General features: G+C 33.8%; 18 protein-coding genes. 15 read left to right on the forward strand and 3 right to left on the reverse strand.

What is annotated here, in order from left to right:
- Positions 1–257: 257 nt before the first annotated feature.
- The 12 genes from A8L32_RS03145 (at position 258) to A8L32_RS03200 (ending at position 11,247) form a co-directional block, all read left to right on the forward strand.
- Complete coding sequence (locus A8L32_RS03145) at positions 258–851, forward strand: NAD(P)H-dependent oxidoreductase (RefSeq protein ID WP_075590024.1); 594 nt, start codon at positions 258–260, stop codon at positions 849–851.
- Between the two features lie 194 nt (positions 852–1,045).
- Positions 1,046–2,386 (forward strand): signal recognition particle protein, encoded by a 1,341-nt coding sequence (gene ffh / locus A8L32_RS03150; RefSeq protein WP_075590025.1) that lies wholly within the window; start codon positions 1,046–1,048, stop codon positions 2,384–2,386.
- 115 nt (positions 2,387–2,501) lie between these two features.
- On the forward strand, positions 2,502–3,380 hold the full coding sequence (folD, locus tag A8L32_RS03155) for a bifunctional methylenetetrahydrofolate dehydrogenase/methenyltetrahydrofolate cyclohydrolase FolD (protein ID WP_075590026.1): 879 nt from the start codon (positions 2,502–2,504) through the stop codon (positions 3,378–3,380).
- A 272-nt stretch (positions 3,381–3,652) separates the two neighbouring features.
- Positions 3,653–3,955, forward strand: a complete 303-nt coding sequence (locus A8L32_RS03160; RefSeq protein ID WP_075590027.1) for a barstar family protein — start codon at positions 3,653–3,655, stop codon at positions 3,953–3,955.
- Positions 3,956–3,960: 5 nt separating this feature from the next.
- Positions 3,961–4,833, forward strand: coding sequence for a DUF5677 domain-containing protein (locus tag A8L32_RS03165; RefSeq protein WP_075590028.1), 873 nt, complete (start codon positions 3,961–3,963; stop codon positions 4,831–4,833).
- Between the two features lie 157 nt (positions 4,834–4,990).
- Positions 4,991–5,650 carry a hypothetical protein gene (locus A8L32_RS03170; RefSeq protein WP_075590029.1) on the forward strand — a complete coding sequence of 220 codons (660 nt, stop codon included), beginning with the start codon at positions 4,991–4,993 and terminating at the stop codon, positions 5,648–5,650.
- Positions 5,651–5,775: 125 nt separating this feature from the next.
- Positions 5,776–6,738: a GlxA family transcriptional regulator gene (locus A8L32_RS03175; RefSeq protein WP_075590030.1), complete on the forward strand. Its 963-nt coding sequence runs from the start codon at positions 5,776–5,778 to the stop codon at positions 6,736–6,738.
- A gap of 166 nt (positions 6,739–6,904) precedes the next feature.
- Complete coding sequence (locus A8L32_RS03180; RefSeq protein WP_075590031.1) at positions 6,905–7,501, forward strand: DJ-1/PfpI family protein; 597 nt, start codon at positions 6,905–6,907, stop codon at positions 7,499–7,501.
- A gap of 170 nt (positions 7,502–7,671) precedes the next feature.
- On the forward strand, positions 7,672–8,238 hold the full coding sequence (locus A8L32_RS03185) for a cysteine hydrolase family protein (protein WP_075590032.1): 567 nt from the start codon (positions 7,672–7,674) through the stop codon (positions 8,236–8,238).
- 429 nt (positions 8,239–8,667) lie between these two features.
- A complete protein-coding gene (locus tag A8L32_RS03190; RefSeq protein ID WP_075590033.1) occupies positions 8,668–9,438 on the forward strand; it encodes an imm11 family protein in 771 nt (256 codons plus the stop codon).
- Positions 9,439–9,690: 252 nt separating this feature from the next.
- Positions 9,691–10,497, forward strand: a complete 807-nt coding sequence (locus A8L32_RS03195) for a T9SS type A sorting domain-containing protein (protein ID WP_075590034.1) — start codon at positions 9,691–9,693, stop codon at positions 10,495–10,497.
- A gap of 153 nt (positions 10,498–10,650) precedes the next feature.
- Positions 10,651–11,247, forward strand: coding sequence for a hypothetical protein (locus A8L32_RS03200; RefSeq protein WP_075590035.1), 597 nt, complete (start codon positions 10,651–10,653; stop codon positions 11,245–11,247).
- Between the two features lie 239 nt (positions 11,248–11,486).
- On the opposite strand, the gene A8L32_RS03205 is transcribed toward A8L32_RS03200, so the two are convergent.
- The 3 genes from A8L32_RS03205 to A8L32_RS03215 are packed head-to-tail and all read right to left on the reverse strand — an operon-like array spanning position 11,487 to position 14,056.
- Positions 11,487–12,119 (reverse strand): CDP-alcohol phosphatidyltransferase family protein, encoded by a 633-nt coding sequence (locus tag A8L32_RS03205; protein WP_075590036.1) that lies wholly within the window; start codon positions 12,117–12,119, stop codon positions 11,487–11,489.
- A complete protein-coding gene (locus A8L32_RS03210) occupies positions 12,112–13,209 on the reverse strand; it encodes a pyridoxal phosphate-dependent aminotransferase (RefSeq protein WP_075590037.1) in 1,098 nt (365 codons plus the stop codon). The genes A8L32_RS03205 and A8L32_RS03210 overlap by 8 nt, the downstream gene beginning before the upstream one ends.
- Positions 13,210–13,258: 49 nt before the next feature.
- Complete coding sequence (locus A8L32_RS03215; RefSeq protein WP_075590041.1) at positions 13,259–14,056, reverse strand: phosphocholine cytidylyltransferase family protein; 798 nt, start codon at positions 14,054–14,056, stop codon at positions 13,259–13,261.
- Between the two features lie 468 nt (positions 14,057–14,524).
- Between A8L32_RS03215 and A8L32_RS03220 the strand changes: the two genes are divergently transcribed.
- From A8L32_RS03220 to A8L32_RS03230, 3 genes are all read left to right on the forward strand, one after another.
- Positions 14,525–15,145: a carbonic anhydrase gene (locus A8L32_RS03220; protein ID WP_198931721.1), complete on the forward strand. Its 621-nt coding sequence runs from the start codon at positions 14,525–14,527 to the stop codon at positions 15,143–15,145.
- 136 nt (positions 15,146–15,281) lie between these two features.
- Positions 15,282–16,022, forward strand: a complete 741-nt coding sequence (locus tag A8L32_RS03225) for a YoaK family protein (protein WP_075590039.1) — start codon at positions 15,282–15,284, stop codon at positions 16,020–16,022.
- A gap of 136 nt (positions 16,023–16,158) precedes the next feature.
- Positions 16,159–16,713, forward strand: coding sequence for a transposase (locus A8L32_RS03230; protein ID WP_075590040.1), 555 nt, complete (start codon positions 16,159–16,161; stop codon positions 16,711–16,713).
- Positions 16,714–17,049 lie beyond the last annotated feature (336 nt).

Below are 17,049 nucleotides of genomic sequence, written 5' to 3' on the forward strand. Positions count from 1 at the left end.
GACACTATACAAGACTTTCAGAACCTTAAAATAAATTTTAAGGTGTGAACTTTGAGTTCTTTGAGGCTTAGTGGTAAAAACCACTTTGATTTAGTCGAAACGTTTTCTGTATCTACTAATTAGGTGGAGATTCTATTGGTTACCAATGACTATTGTCTAATGACCAATGACTATTATAAATATGAAAAGTCCATGGAAATAAAACTTATTTTAGTTAAGCTTGTTTATTGTTTTTAAAAGATACTTAAACTAGTAGAATGACACATTTAATTATATATGCACACCCATCAGAGGATAGTTTTTCAAAGCAGTTGGTGGAGAGGATAAAAGGTTATTCGGAGACTTTGAATAAGGTTATTGTAAGGGATTTATACGAAATGAATTTTAATCCTGTTCTGACCAAAGAAGAATTGAAACAATTAAAAAATGGGAATATAGCCAAAGATGTTGACCAGGAACAAGAATATTTTGAAGAGGCTGATATAATTTCGTTTGTTTATCCATTGTGGTGGGCATCATACCCTGCTATCCTTAAAGGTTATATCGATAGAGTTTTAGCTTACGGCTTTGGTTACCAAGTTGGAGAAAATGGTTTAGAAGGACTACTGGGCGGAAGAGGAGTGATATTACATACTTCTATGGGAAATGCTATTACAGAAGAAGATGAGGAGAAGTTACTACCTAACCTAACCCTTACGCAAGGTCAAGAAGTATTTGGTTTTTGTGATATGGAGGTGATGCAGCATTTCTTTTATCCGCAAATTATGTCGATTACCAACCAAGAAAAAGAAGATTTTATTGTAAGTACGGTTGAGTTTTATAAAGAATTGTTTATCAGCGATAGGAACTAGAATTTAGTGCTAAATTGAAAGTAAAAAGTTTTAAAGAGAAAGGGTGTAATGTGTTGATATAGATTGATATGTTGAGACTTGTTCTCTAATACCTAACAACTAACCACTCATATCTAAATATCAATAACAATTTACCCTAAGGGAATTAGCAAATATTTTATATTTTTGCACTCTGAAATTAAAATATAAAAACAATGTTTGATAATCTGTCGGAGAAACTGGAGCGATCCTTTAAGCTTTTAAAAGGGCAAGGTAAAATTACTGAAATTAACGTTGCCGAAACTTTAAAAGATGTTCGTAGGGCACTCTTAGACGCTGATGTTAACTATAAAATTGCCAAAACATTTACCGAAAATGTTAAAGAAAAAGCATTAGGTTCTGATGTATTAAATGCAGTACAGCCAGGACAGATGATGACTAAAATTGTGCACGATGAGTTAGCACAATTGATGGGTGGAGAATCGGTTGATATAAAACTAGAAGGTAGTCCAGCTGTTATTTTAATGGCAGGTTTACAAGGTTCTGGTAAAACTACACATACAGGTAAATTAGCCAACTTACTAAAAACTAAAAAAGGTAAAAAACCTTTATTGGTGGCTGGTGATGTTTACCGTCCTGCGGCAATAAATCAGCTTCAGGTATTAGGAGAGCAAATTGGTGTTGATGTTTATGCTGAGGTGGGAAATAACGACCCGGTTCAATTAGCCAAGGATGGTATTAAGCAAGCTAAGGCTAACGGTAACGATGTAGTTATTGTGGATACCGCCGGTCGTTTGGCTGTGGATGAGCAGATGATGAACGAGATTGCTGCCATTAAAAAAGCCATTACTCCAGATGAAATCCTTTTTGTGGTGGATTCTATGACCGGTCAGGATGCAGTTAATACAGCCAAAGAATTTAACGACAGATTAAATTTTGACGGTGTTATCCTTACTAAGTTAGATGGTGATACCCGAGGTGGTGCTGCGCTTTCTATCCGAAGTGTGGTTGAAAAGCCAATTAAGTACGTTGGTATGGGCGAAAAGATGGAAGCGCTTGACGTTTTCCACCCGAGTCGTATGGCCGATCGTATTTTGGGTATGGGTGATATTGTATCACTAGTGGAGCGTGCACAGGAGCAGTTTGATGCCGATGAAGCACGTAAACTTCAAAAGAAGATTGCGAAAAACCAGTTTAGCTTTAACGATTTCTTAAGTCAGATTCAGCAAATCAAAAAGATGGGTAACCTGAAAGATTTAGCGGGTATGATTCCAGGAATGGGTAAAGCACTTAAAAATATGGATTTTGATGATGATGCCTTTAAAGGTATTGAAGCCATCATACATTCTATGACGCCTGATGAAAGAGAAAACCCTGTTATTTTAAATGGTAGTCGCCGTAAGCGTATTGCTGATGGTAGTGGTACCAACATTCAGGAAGTAAACAGACTTATCAAGCAGTTTGAAGATACCCGTAAGGTAATGAAAATGATGACCAGTGGAAAAGGTAAAAACATGGGTCGTATGATGCAAAATATGCCTTTCGGAAAGCGTTAGGCACAGTCATTAGTCAATTAGTTGTTGGTCATTAGTCAATAGAGGCTATGTCTTCAACGAAACACCAATGACTAATAACATATAAACCATTGACTTAATAAAACTTATATCGATAATGCAAATTATAGACGGAAAAGCAACTTCGCAAAAAGTAAAAGATGAAATTGCGGCTGAAGTAGCTCAAATTAAAGAAAAGGGTGGTAAAACTCCTCATTTAGCTGCTATTTTAGTGGGGCACGATGGAGGTAGCGAAACGTATGTTGCTGCTAAAATTAAAGCTTGCGAATTTGTGGGTTTTAAGTCGTCGTTAGTTCGTTTTGAAGATACAGTGACCGAAGAGGAGTTATTGGCCAAAGTAGAAGAGTTAAATAACGATGCTGATGTAGATGGTTTTATTGTTCAGTTACCGTTACCAAAACATATTTCTGAAGAAAAAGTGACTGATGCGGTGGATTACCGTAAAGATGTGGATGGTTTTCATCCGCAAAATGTAGGAAGAATGAGTATTGGTTCGCCAGCTTTTATTTCTGCTACTCCACAAGGAATTATGGAGTTAATCAAGCGTTACGAAATTGAAACTTCGGGTAAGCATGTAGTGGTGATTGGTCGTAGTAACATTGTAGGTCGCCCAATGAGTGTATTGTTATCTCAAAAAGGATATCCTGGCGATGCTACCGTAACGGTTTGTCATAGTCGCACGGCTAACTTAAACGAAGTTTGTTTATCGGCTGATATTATTATTGCAGCCATTGGAGCACCAGAGTTTGTGAAAGCAGAAATGGTGAAAGAAGGAGCTGTTGTAATTGATGTGGGTACAACACGTGTAAAGAGTGATAAAACAAAGTCGGGTTGGAAATTAAAGGGTGATGTGGCTTACGATGAGGTAGCTCCTAAATGTAGCTGGATAACACCAGTTCCTGGAGGTGTTGGTCCAATGACTATTGCTTCTTTATTACAGAATACATTAAAAGCAGCTAAAAACGAAGTGTATTAGTAAATAGCTGTTAGCAAAATATATAAGCCTCTTTGGAATTTATTTCCAGAGAGGCTTTTTTTATTTCTGTTGCCGCATGTGTCTTCTCTTGTGCTTAAAACTTACCTTACGCTAACGGATTAGAGCGATAGCAAGAGAATGACGATAAAAAGAAAAGAGGATAAGCTAAATGGAGAAGGTGTAGGTCGATTTTATTTCTATATTTGGGATAACATAATTTATTCATGTTATATATAAGTTGGCATTCATTTAAGAGACAGCATAGTACAAATATGATACTACTAGATTTATCAGGAATTATAGATACAGAAACGTTTCATGAGTATATCTCAAAGAAATTGGACTTCCCAGGTTATTATGGGCAGAATTTTGACGCTTTCTGGGATTGCTTTCTTGACTTAAATGAAGACTCGCATATACGGGTAGAAGGACTAATTGAATTGAAAAAGAATTTACCTCAGACATATGAGAAATTCACGCAATGCATAAATGACTACAACAAAGAATACGGAAAAATACGAATCGATTTAATTGGTGAAAGCCCTAGTGGAGAGGGGATTTCATTTGAAGATTAAAAAAAATGAATTTAGACGAATTAAGAAATATTAAACCAAAGTATTCATTAACTGAATTAGAAGGATTTGATGATGAAAATTCATTTATGGATGCTTATGTTGAGTTATTGAAACAAAGCATAACCTTGCTGTATCTGACAGTAGGAGAAAGATATTGCGAAGGAGAAGAAGGACTACCGAAAAAGATTAGTAGAGATGAAGCTATAGTAGCTGGAAATTTAACACGTTTAATTAAGTTGAATACTTCATTTCTCGAAAATATTTGCAATGGAAAATTAGAAATTTGTTACATACTATCAAGGTGTATTGCTGAAACCGCTATTAATACGCAGTACATGTTGACTGAAGGAGAAGAAAGAGTATTAAGAAACTATATTAAGTATTCTTTGATAACAGAAAAGGAACTTTGGAATACGATTCAAGAAAATGTATCGGAACGTGAAGATGAAAAATTGCATATTGAACATAGAATGCAAACGTCCATAAAGAATAGTTTTGAGAAGTCAGATTTTGATTTAGAAGATGTGAATAAAAGTTCTAAATGGAAGTCTATTGCAAAACGCGCAGAGGCAGTAGCTGGTGACCAATTTTATAAAGTGTTTTATGGAATTGCTAGTCATTCAATTCATGGTAATTGGCAAGACATATTAATGAATAATCTTTCTAAGAATTCAGATGGATTTGAGATTAACTTGCAATGGAATAGACCAAGACCACAGATTATGGATGGTGCGATAATTTTGAATTTACTGGTTGCAAATACATTTGTTGAAAAGGAGAAACTTGACAATAAAGAAATCTATGATGAAAAATTCAAAATGTTAAGGGAATATCTTGAAAGCATTCAATTAAATCATGAGGAATTCTTGAAAAAATAGAAAAAACGAAATGCCAACAATGTGTATAATTCATAAGGGTTTCAGAGGTTTTGGAGCGGTATCACCCGCATCAAATTTTGGTGGAAACTTGATTAGTTTGATGCCCGAAATCCCTTACGAAATCATACACTCAACGTTGTAGCACAAAAAAAAACGATTGAAAACAACATTTTACATATTAGTCTTTTCTATTTTATTCTCTTGTTCAATCACTAAGGATTTAAAGACTGAAAACATATTTGGTAAATATAAGTGGTATGGAGTTTATGGAGTACTTTCGACCATTGAATTAAATGAAGACTTAACTTTTGATTACAATTGGCACGCAGGCTTAATGTTTGGGACTACTAAGGGAACTTGGAAAATAGAAGGAAATAAAATCATCTTAAATAGTGAACGACAGCCGTCAGTAGATAGAATTTACGATTATGAGACTATTGAAGCTAAAAGAAAGGAGTTCGATTCAATTTCAATTAAGGTTGTATGTCCTGAAAATACAAATCTCCATTATGCAGTATGTACTTTGAAAGATGACTCATTAACATTAGTTGAAGCATTCACAGACTTTCAAGGTGAGACAAAATTACCAAACCTAAATCAGGCAGACAGTCTAATAATCAAATTCATTGGTTTTAAAACTATTCGACATAAGATGGACGGTTTAGTATCGAGTTACATGTTCAAAATGAAAGAAGAATATGATTCATACGAGTATTTTACAAATGAATGTTGGACATATAAACGCGAACAACTATTTGATCCATCCATCAAAAAGGACAAAGACGCGAAGATGAATTACTATGAGAAAATAAAATAAAAACATGCTACAACAATCTGGTATAAATTCATGTGGATTCAGTATTGGATTGAACGTTTTACTCTTTAATAAGTTATCCGTAACATTAGTTTCGGTTGAGAAAAGAATAGATTTATAACCTAAACATGGAACAAACAATATCAACAGTCTATTTTTACATTCCAATGCAAGTTACTATTCTTGATTTAAGTGGTGTAATACAGGTATTTGAGGAAGCAAAGTTTTTAGGCTTCAATTATCATTTTCAGTTCATAAGTAATCAATCTACAATAAAGAGTTCCTCTGGATTAGAACTATGCTCATTAAGCGACTTTAGTAAAACGAATCCAACTAAGCACGACATTATATATATTTCAGGTGCAAGTTCTAAACACATAATTGAGTCTGATGAAGGGCAACCATTTTTTGACTGGTTACATAGAGCAAACAATAATAAAACCACCATTTGTAGTATTTGTAGCGGTGCATTTCTGCTAGCTAAATCAGGGCTTTTAAATAATAAAGAGTGTACTACACATTGGGATTTCTTAAGGAAACTGAAGACAGACTTTCCTCTCTTAAAATGGCAAGAGAATACCTTATTTACTAAATCTGACAACATCTACACTAGTGCTGGAGTAGTTACAGGTATTGATTTAGCCTTGTCTTTAATTGAAGAAAGGCATGGTAAACAGATAGCCAATCAGGTTGCCAAAGGGTTAGTTATTTATAAAAGAAGACACGCAACAGACGAACAAGAAAGTGTGTATTTACAAAATAGAAGCCATCAAGACGAAAAGATTCATATTATACAAGATTGGATTATCCATAATTTAGAAGAAGCATCAACGATTGAGCAACTGGCAGAAATAGTACATGTTAGCCCTCGTAACTTAACGCGTACTTTTAAAAAGATAACAGGTGTTACCATAGCCGAATACCGCACCAAGTTAAGAATTGAAAAGGCAAAAAGTTTATTGAGTAATTCTGATTATAAGGTGGAACACATTGCCAATTTATGTGGCTATAAAACTTCAAAGCAGTTGCGTTTGACTCTAGAAAAGCACCATGAATCCTTACCTTCTGAAATTAAAAATAAGCTGTCCTAAAACGACTATCGATTGGCCTTTTTCATTATTCATTACCCAAGTATCTTTGATAATAAATAATGAAAACTAATGATATGAAACTGACATGGCCAAAGCAAATAATCGAGCATACAAAAGCATGATTGTAATTTGCACTGGTTATTAGGGTTTTGCTAATTTTTAACAGATGAAAAATAAGAAAGTATTACTATTTCTGGCACAAGGATTTGAAGAATACGAAGCAGGTGTATTCACTGATGTAATAGGGTGGAGTAGAGTTTTAGGTGACGAACCAGTTGATATGATTACGACTGGACTTAGGACTGAAATAAAATGTAAATGGAATTTCAATGTGCGTCCCGAGATTGAATTCGATAAAATTGATACTATAGATTATGATGCATTAGCAATACCTGGTGGGTTTGAAGATGCAGGATATTATGAAGATGTCTTTGATGAGCGATTTCTAAGTTTAATACGAGAGTTCGATAAAGATGAAAAGATTATAGCAGCCGTTTGTGCAGCAGCCATACCTGTAGGTAAATCAGGCGTTTTAAGAGATAGAAACGCAACAACATATGATTTGTATGATGGGTATAGGAGAAAACAACTTGCAGATTTTGGAGCAAATGTGCAGGATAAACATATTGTGGTTGATAAGCATATCATAACATCAACAGGACCAGCTACAGGATTAGATGTTTCATTTAAGCTATTAGAAATGTTGACTTCTACAAAAAATGTAGATGAAGTGAAAAAATATATGAGATTTACGCATAAATGACAAAAGGCTGTATACATCAATATGTAAGGACATGGATAAAGAGGCAGTAAGAATATGAAAGCTACCTTCATAAATTTAAAATAAGCTGTCCTAAAACGACTGTAGTTTGGCCTTTTTCGTCGCCCCACGCCAAAGTATCTTTGTTCTTATTAACTTTTAAATGGCAACTGATGAGTTTACAAGAGCAAAATGCAGCACTAATCCTAATTGATTTTCAAAAAGGATTTAACGAACAAAAATATGCGGATGGAAACCGTAATAATTTAGATGCAGAAAAGAAAGCATCGGTAATTTTAAATCACTGGAGAGATAAAAACTTACCTGTTTTTCATATCATTCATAATTCTACAGATTCAAATTCAAGCTTTCGCAAAGGTCAATCTGGATTCGAAATTAAAGATGAAGTTAAACCAACACATGGCGAACCTGTAGTTGAAAAAAATGTGCACAGTGCGTTTATCGGTACCGACTTAAAAGAACGTTTGGAGAAACAAAAAATCAATACAGTGGTAATTATTGGATTTACCACAAATCATTGTGTTTCAACAACAGCTAGAATGGCAGGTGATTACGGATTTAATACTTTATTAATATCAGATGCTACGGCAAGCTTTGACAGAATTGGAATGAATGGAGAAAAGTTCTCATCCGAAATTATTCACCAAACTGCTTTAGCTAACCTGAATAACGATTTTGCTCAAGTGATTGAAACAAAGAAACTACTTGAGCTGGTGTAATAATACCAATACTACCTTGAAATGAGCCTTATTCTTCCGTTATTTTCATTTCATACTTCGTTAAAAAATATCGCCGTAACTATGGCTATGTCTCAATTTTTCGCCTTGTCTGAATTAAAAATATCCAAAACAATTTTAGGCTCATTCCAAAATGGAATTGGTATAAGTATCTGATTTACTATAGTATATTGACAATACCCAAGAGCCTTTCTGAATTTGATATTCGGAAAGGCTTTTGTTAGGTTTATAGTTTTGGTTAAAAGCAATTTGATAGAAATGACGATAAGAAGATAAGCTAAATGGAGAAGGCGTAGGTCGATTTTATTTCTATATTTGGGATAACATAATTTATTCGTGTTATATATAAGTTACCAGCAATTAGGCGCAAGACTGAGAAATATATAGACTAATGAGACAAATTGTTAAACTATGAAAGAAGAGCTTTGCAATCTTAGTGAGTTACAAAAAGATTCAGAACATAAATCTATGGATGGAGAGGTTGACGCGTATGGAATAGTATCCTTACCAGTTGATGAAACAAGCATTCATGTTTTACTACCAGGTGATAAAATTACATGGAGAACTTTTCCTCCTAAAGACTTTAAACTACCGAACACATTTTATGAGCCAGAAGTAAAAAAGGAAAAAGACCGAGATTTTTTACTATCTAATTTGTCTGCTGATGGTTTTCTAGTATCAGCTAAAACAAAATCAATTTTGGAGCAATTTGATTTAGGTAATCACAAATTTTATAAGTCAAATATAATCTTGGAGAAAGGAGGTTTCTTAAAGAAAGCCAAGAAGCAAGAAATATTTTGGCTTCATTTAGTGCTAAACGATTTGAAAGATGATTATGTTGATTTTAAGAATACAATATTTAAAGAAAAGATTTTAAAAGACGGAGACATAGTTGGGGTGAATAAAATTCAATTTGACTCTGTTGATGCTTTGTATGCATACAAAAAAGAAAAGCATGATAAGTGGATTGAGGACTCTGAAATAAACCCTTTTTATGAAATAAATGCGTGGGATATATCTCTAAACTCTTCAGCTAGTTTACCAGATATTCTTGGATTCTCTAGGGTTGATTCTGGAAATTATTACTTCTCAAAACGATTGACAATAGCAATCCGTGAAGCTAAACTCAATGGAATAAATATTAGTAAGACTGGAAAAATAAAAGCTGGTAACAATGTATAAAAAACATAAGTGGCTCAGTGGTTTACGAAACCTTGGAGTGTTTAATCAGCTCCGCCAAATCTGCGATTTGACGGGTTTGTTTAATGTTTTAATTTTGTGTCAAAACGCAAATTTGGCTCAGTGCAACTTGACAGGTAAGAGCTTCGAAATCACTTACGTTTCTTATACCGAACGTTAGGCAAACACTATATAATTCACTTATTATAAAAACAAGGTTTAATTAAGACTGCATTTATATCTAAAATAATCAGAATGAAATACAACTTTAAAACTCTAGTATTATTAGTAATTGTTGTAAAGTCACAAATCCTAATTGCTCAAGACATTCATATTAATGGTGCGATTATGGATTGTAGTTGCTTTGGCAGTAATGATGGCAGTATTTATATTAATGTAATGGGGGGAACTCTTCCTTATACATTTCATTGGTCAACTGCAGATGGTTCAGGAATAACACAAGGTTCTTCAAATCAATATGATTTGTCAGGAGGTTCATACTCTGTTATAGTTACAGATTATAATTCATACTCTATTTCAGAAACATATACAATAAATGAGCCATCTGATATTGTTATAAATAGTATAATTCAGGATGAATCATGTATTGGTTGTCAAGATGGATCAATATCAGTTGAAGTAGATGGAGGAACTGGCATATACCAAATGATTTGGGCAGGTCCTTTACCTCTTTCTGGAAATATAAATACAGAACTTGTTAGTGGAGAGTATTATCTTTACGTAAGAGATGAAAATATGTGCAGTAAAGAAGTGATTTTGACGGTCGAAACACGGATACCGACGAAAATATCTTCGCAAGAAAGAGATATAAACTTCAAAGTTTATCCTAACCCTGTAACTACGAAACTTAATGTTGTAAATAATAAAGAAAACTTGGACGTGTTTGTTGAATTATTTAATATGGCTGGTACAAAGCTAGAAACTAGAAGTCAAATTGGGGAATCATGTTCGTTTGACATGGCAGGTTATAAAAATGGAACATATCTGGTAAAGATTATTCTAAAGGATAATTCTTATATATATAAAATTGTGAAAAAATAACGTTTGCCAACAAATTGGAATAAACAATGTGGGGCGGTGCAATTTGCGCAGAAACTAACATTAATGCTTGAATTTAGAATAAGAATGAGCAGTTATTAATCTTATTATAGATTTTATAATCAGGAAATTTTATTTATAAACTAAAAAAACATTATGAGAAAACTTCAATTTCTATTATTCGCAATTGCGATAATTGGATGTGGTTCTGGTAGCAGAGCAGAAAAAGTGAAATCAATAAATGACTCTTTAGCCCAAGATTTACTTGAAAATGAGAATTTATTAAGCTCTAATTTATCCGATACTACAAAACTGATTAATTACACACTATTTAACGAAATTACAATAGGTATTCCTGATTTAGCTTTGGCTTCTGAGAAAAACGAGGATAAAAAAGTCAAAAAACTGGGATTCGCATTTTTTGAGTCCAAAGATGAGAAAGTTGATATCACAGTGAGGAAAATGGACTATTTACCTATAGAGGAGGTAAGGAGTATGATGGATATGATGTCAGTTGGAATGTATAAAGGTGAGATTAAAAGAAGTGAAATTATACAGATTAATGGAATTAAAATTTTTGTGACTGATATTTCAGGTCACTGGAATGGACAGGACGAGAGAATAGGAATGTTTAGGTATTATTTTAATAAGGGAAATGATTCTTACAATTTATTAATGAAATACCCAGATTCTGTAATTAAGATGACCAAAAAATTAAAGGAAAATATGTTAAAATCAATAGTGCTAGAATAAAAACTGCACACAATAAACAGGCGTTAAAAAACATTGCGCAGAAAGTGCTAAATTGCAACAATATAGCATTTAATAAACGGTGTGGCAGGCTGATAGGAAAGTGCTTTGAATTGCGCAACGATTTCTTACCGCCAGACCGTTGGTGTGCCACGAAGTTGTGGTAATCCAGTAGGTGAAAATCCTAGCTAAATAATTTGCTGTTCATTTAGAAGAACTGCCGACAGTTATATCTGTGAGGATTATCGCCATAATATCCAGCCAAAAATACTTGTCATTACAATTACATAGGCAACTAAAGCATAAACCCATTTTCCTCCAAATTTTGGAGTAGGGATTGAGGATAAATTCAAAGCCGATAGAATCATTAATACAATATAAATAAGTATCGAAAAAATAGAATGCTCGAAAAGACTTTCAAATAAAAACACAAATGCCAAAATAAGTACATTGTTATCCAATGGAAAACCTTTATATGTTTTGGTATCAATAAGTCCGTACACATTAAAGTACGTTAATCGGATGGCACTGGCAGCAATAATTACAAATGCTCCAGGCAGAAACCAAATATTGTAATTACCATAGCTTAAAAGAATAATGGCAGGTAAAATACCAAAGCTTACAATATCAATCATAGAATCAAGTTCAGCTCCAAATTCACCTTGTACTTTGGTTCTGCCTTTCATTCTTCGTGCAATAATACCGTCGTACCAATCGAATAATACTGCCCACAAAACGCCAATGATTGCCGCTGGATAATTTCCTTGTATAGCAAAATAAATTCCTATTACGGCACTCAATAAGCCCAATAAGGAACATATATTGGGCAAATCTTTAATAAAGCTTATTACGCTTAACTGTTTATTGCTATTCATACATAACCTCCTTTAGTGCAGCAATGAGTGTTGTATTTTCCTCTGGCGTACGACTAGCAATACGAATGTATCGGTCAGCATCGGGTTGGGTTTTTCCAACACTATCTTTAATATATATGTTGTGCTTAATAAATAGACGCTTTGTTACTTCAGGACCACTAAGAGCCGTGTCGGGTAATCGACAAAAAATATAGTTTGCATCGGGCTTAAATACAGTCATCCCATCAATGGTGCATAACTGTTTATAAAACAAATCTCTATCTACCTTAACTTTGTTACAGCTAGCTTCAAACTCTTGTTTGTACTGCGGTAGAATTCTTAAAAATTCTTCAGCAAAACCATTAATATTCCAAATGTGAATTCCGTTACGAACTACCTTTGCAAAATCAACATTGGCTGTTAACATATATCCAATTCTCAGTCCACATATTCCATAGGCTTTGCTCATGCTTTTAAGAATAGCCATATTAGGATATTTGCAAATATCTTGCTCCAAGCTTATTTGTTCCTTATCATTGGCAAAATCAAGAAAGGATTCATCAATAATAAGCATACAATTGCTTGGTTTTAATTTCTCTGCCAAGCGTATTAAATCGGCTTTGGGTACTACAATAGATGTAGGGTTATTTGGAGTTACCACAACTGCCATGTCAGCACCAATTTTTATAGCTTCATCGGCAAATTTATCTACATCGAGCTGAAAAGAAGGAAATTCAAGTGGGAATTCCACAGCATTGCCTTTAGGAGCCGCATTTACATATTCGTTAAAAGAAGGTACTGGTATAATTATTTTTTTAGCTAAACTGCTAGATAGTATTTTAATAATCTCTGCCGCACCATTTCCTACAACAATTCTTTCGGTAGGCTGGTTAATAACATTACCAATAAGTTCGGCCAAGGCATTTTGCGCCATTGGATAATTCAATACTAAATCTTCAATGTTTTCTTTTAGATGAGAGAATATCTCCTTGGGTGGAAAATAAAGATTGTATAAATAAGCATGGTCGGTAAAATTGTGTCGATAATAACCACCATGTTGGTTTGCAATGTATTCGTATTTTTCTTCTTGTGTTTTATATTTGCTATCCATTGTATTTCACTGCTAAATTAAATTACTCCTGATTATTAAGCGCAATCAACTATGCCATGGCATTTTCATGTACAGCACTTTCTTTCAATTCCTTTGGGAATAATAATTCAGCTTCGGCTAAATCTTGGATATTATCTATTTCGTACCATGGTTTATGGTCAAACGAAACCGACTCAAAAGACAGGCTTTTATTATCAACCATTTCTGAAAAAACAGTTTCATAATAGCAATTCACACTACCCTCGGTAATATATTGGTTCAATTGTTTTATAATGGCTTGCCACGATAAAAGTGAAAAACTGTAAATGTTAACCGTTTTGTATCGGATATCGGAATAGGATTCAGTGGTTCCCTTTTGAAATTTAGTAACCATGTTGGCCTTGTTCAGTGAAACTGTGGTTCCATTTAGCCATGGTTGCATCAGGGCTACAGCCATTCTGTCTGGATAAACCATATCATCAAGCAAAGTAGAATTCATGACTAAATCGCTTTCGAAAAGTACAAAAGGCTCTTTTATAATATGACGAGCCATCCAGAGGGAATAAATGTTATTGGTTGTTTTATACAAGGGGCTATGGATGTATTCAATGCAAATATCCCCTGATTTTTCACCAAGAAAATCCTTAATGCATTCTTGCAAGTGCCCTGTAACTATTACTAGTCGTTTGAATCCCTGACTCTTTAAATTATTGATAAGTCGTTCAAGAATCGATTTATCATTTACAAGGGTAAGACATTTAGGTGATTTTTGTGTTAAAGGAAATAAGCGACTTCCGGTACCAGCCGCAAGGAGTAATGCTGTTGTTATGCGATTATTATCATAGTTACTGCCTGACTCACTATTCATATAAAATGGTATTGATATCATCAAAAAAAACTAAACGCCGTTGAAGCATCTAATGTACTAAGTATTAGCACTCTGATGTCTGGACTAGTTTCCTGATAATTCAACTATAAGTATGAAGTCTGCTAATGTGATGGCTTTTGCTTAAAAAGCTTATCAACAAAATTGATAGTGAATGATTGATACTAAAAGATTAGTAATCCGTGTACAAAGGTACTCTAATAAATAAGAAAATATAATATTCTGATTTTGCACTCAAAATGTATGTGATGGAACGGTTGTTTTAGGTGGATAATAAAGGAGTTTTCGATGAGATTCGAATGCTAATAATACTGATTCGAATTGGGTAATAATGAATCGCACATCGTTTTTTACGCACTACTATCTTAAAATCCTGTTTATTTTAGGTGAGATTATAGAAAAACAAACAACTAAAGAAATATCTTTACCAATAAATATAAAGAAATAGATATGAAGCACATTTTTGAGAACAATAAAAATTGGGTGGAGGAGAAGCTAAATCAGGATCCTGATTTTTTCAAGAACTTATCTAAAGGTCAAAAGCCTGATATTCTTTATATAGGTTGTTCTGATAGTCGAGTAACTGCTGAGGAGCTGATGGGTGTATCGGCGGGCGAGGTGTTTGTGCACAGAAACATTGCTAATATGGTTCCCAACACCGATTTAAGTGCCATGTCTGTTATCGATTATGCGGTTTTGCATTTAAAGGTAAACCATGTGGTTATTTGCGGACACTATAATTGTGGTGGTGTAAAAGCAGCCATGCAATCGCAAGATCTAGGAATTCTAAATCCTTGGTTAAGAAATATCCGCGATGTGTACCGAATGCACAATGAAGAGCTAAATGCCATAAAGGATGAAGAACAACGCTATAATAGATTAGTAGAACTAAATGTTCAGGAACAATGTATCAATGTTATTAAAACTGCAGAAGTGCAAAGAGCTTTTAGAGATAGGGGTATTACCGTTCATGGCTGGGTGTTTGATCTTCATACAGGTAAGTTAATCGATTTAAAAATTGACTTCAATAAGATTTTAGAGAATGTAATGGAGATTTATCGACTCGATTAGAAAATTAAACCAATGTGCACAACTAAAATTGGTATAATAACTAACAGACTATTTTTTACTTTTATTAATAGTATAAAGTTGTAAGCGTATAAGAATACGGTTTTCTTTGTGTTCTTTTTTTTACGAAACCTATAAAATGTTTAAACACCAAGGCAAAAGCCGAACCTTAAAACATAATTTACGCATTGCTATTTTACTTTCTTTTGTTGCAGGTATGGTTAATATTACGGGCTACTTGGCTTTTACACAGTTAACTACCAATGTAACCGGTCATTTTGCTCTTTTTATAAACGATGTAACGCATTTTAATTTTTGGAAAGGAAGCATCTACTTTCTCTACATATTCTCTTTTCTTCTGGGATCTTTTATTTCGAGTATGCTCATCGAAAAATTCAAAGAGAGTAACAAGCTAAATGTTTTTGTACTACCCACTATACTCGAAAGTATGATATTGCTATTAACGCCAGCAATAAGTAGCTATTTTCAGTATCCAAATTTTATTATTTGTTTATTGCTTTTAGCCATGGGGCTGCAAAATTCCTTTGTCACCAAAATATCAGATACCGTTGTGCGAACCACACATCTTACGGGATTATTCACCGATTTAGGCATCGAAATATCTCAGCTTTTCTTTCCTAAAGCACATCCTTATAAAGATAAGATTAAAGCCACCATTAAACTACGTATTTACATTGTATGCTTTTTCTTTGCAGGAGGTGCAATTGGCGCTTATTTGTATTCAGGTCTCCAATTAAAGTTAAACACCCTTATTATAAGTGCAATAATATTGCTCATTGGTTTATTACTCGACGATTTACGATATAGAATTATCCGAACTACCAGAAAGTATAAGCAAAAAGTATCTACTCAAGGGTAGGAGTGGTTTATGGGGTAGATATGCCTTTAAGAGTTAAGCAAAAAGAATCTGTTCTTTACTATATGTCCCGTTATATCTTCTTCTGATAAATCATAATTATTAAATTAGAGGTCATTAAATCCTAAAAGCCAATTCAATGACCCGAAAATTCCAAAACAAGTACCGTGTAGACACCATTAGATTACAATCATGGGATTACAGAAATAATGCAGCATATTTTATTACTATTTGTACACAAAACAGGAAACATTATTTTGGAGATGTGGTGAATGGTAAAATGCAATTGTCTACAATTGGGAATTTGGCACATGAATATTGGAATGAAATACCCCATCATTTTTCATTTGCAAAATTGGATGCCTTTGTGGTAATGCCTAACCATGTTCATGGTATTATTGTGATTGATGGTAATGGTGGTGATAGATTCGTTGCATGCAACGAATCCACCACCAATAACAAAAACCAATATATGGCCAATATTTCACCCAAAACAGGTTCATTATCAACCATTGTTCGGTCATATAAATCACAGGTCACAAAAATGTCCCGCCCTATAAACCCCAATTTTGCATGGCAATCCCGGTTTTGGGATCACATCATCCGAAATGATGCATCATACCAAAGAATAAAACAATACATTATCAATAACCCAAAGAAATGGGGTGAGGATAAATTTAAACAAGAGGAATAAATGGAATAGTATTAATTGGATTACTTTTGTTACCGCCTTGAATATTCATTCTTACAAAAAATGAAAACCAATGTAAAGGCAAAAGGAAATAGCTTGCTTAATTATTAAAGAAAAACTTAATTAAAAAGGTATTGTATGCATTAACAAAAAGTTTTAAATTAATCCTATTAAATTTGATATGCTGAATTGACCACGATAAAGAGGAATCTAGAATAAATTGAATTTGTAAATAATAATATAAACTCTAATAATAGCGTCCTAAACGATTTATTTTAATGTTCTGAAAGTCTTGTATAGTGTTGGCCTCAGCAGGTGAGTCAAAGAACACGGTTGAAA

This window comes from Labilibacter marinus (assembly GCF_001659685.2).
In the GTDB taxonomy this organism is placed as follows: domain Bacteria; phylum Bacteroidota; class Bacteroidia; order Bacteroidales; family Marinilabiliaceae; genus Saccharicrinis; species Saccharicrinis marinus.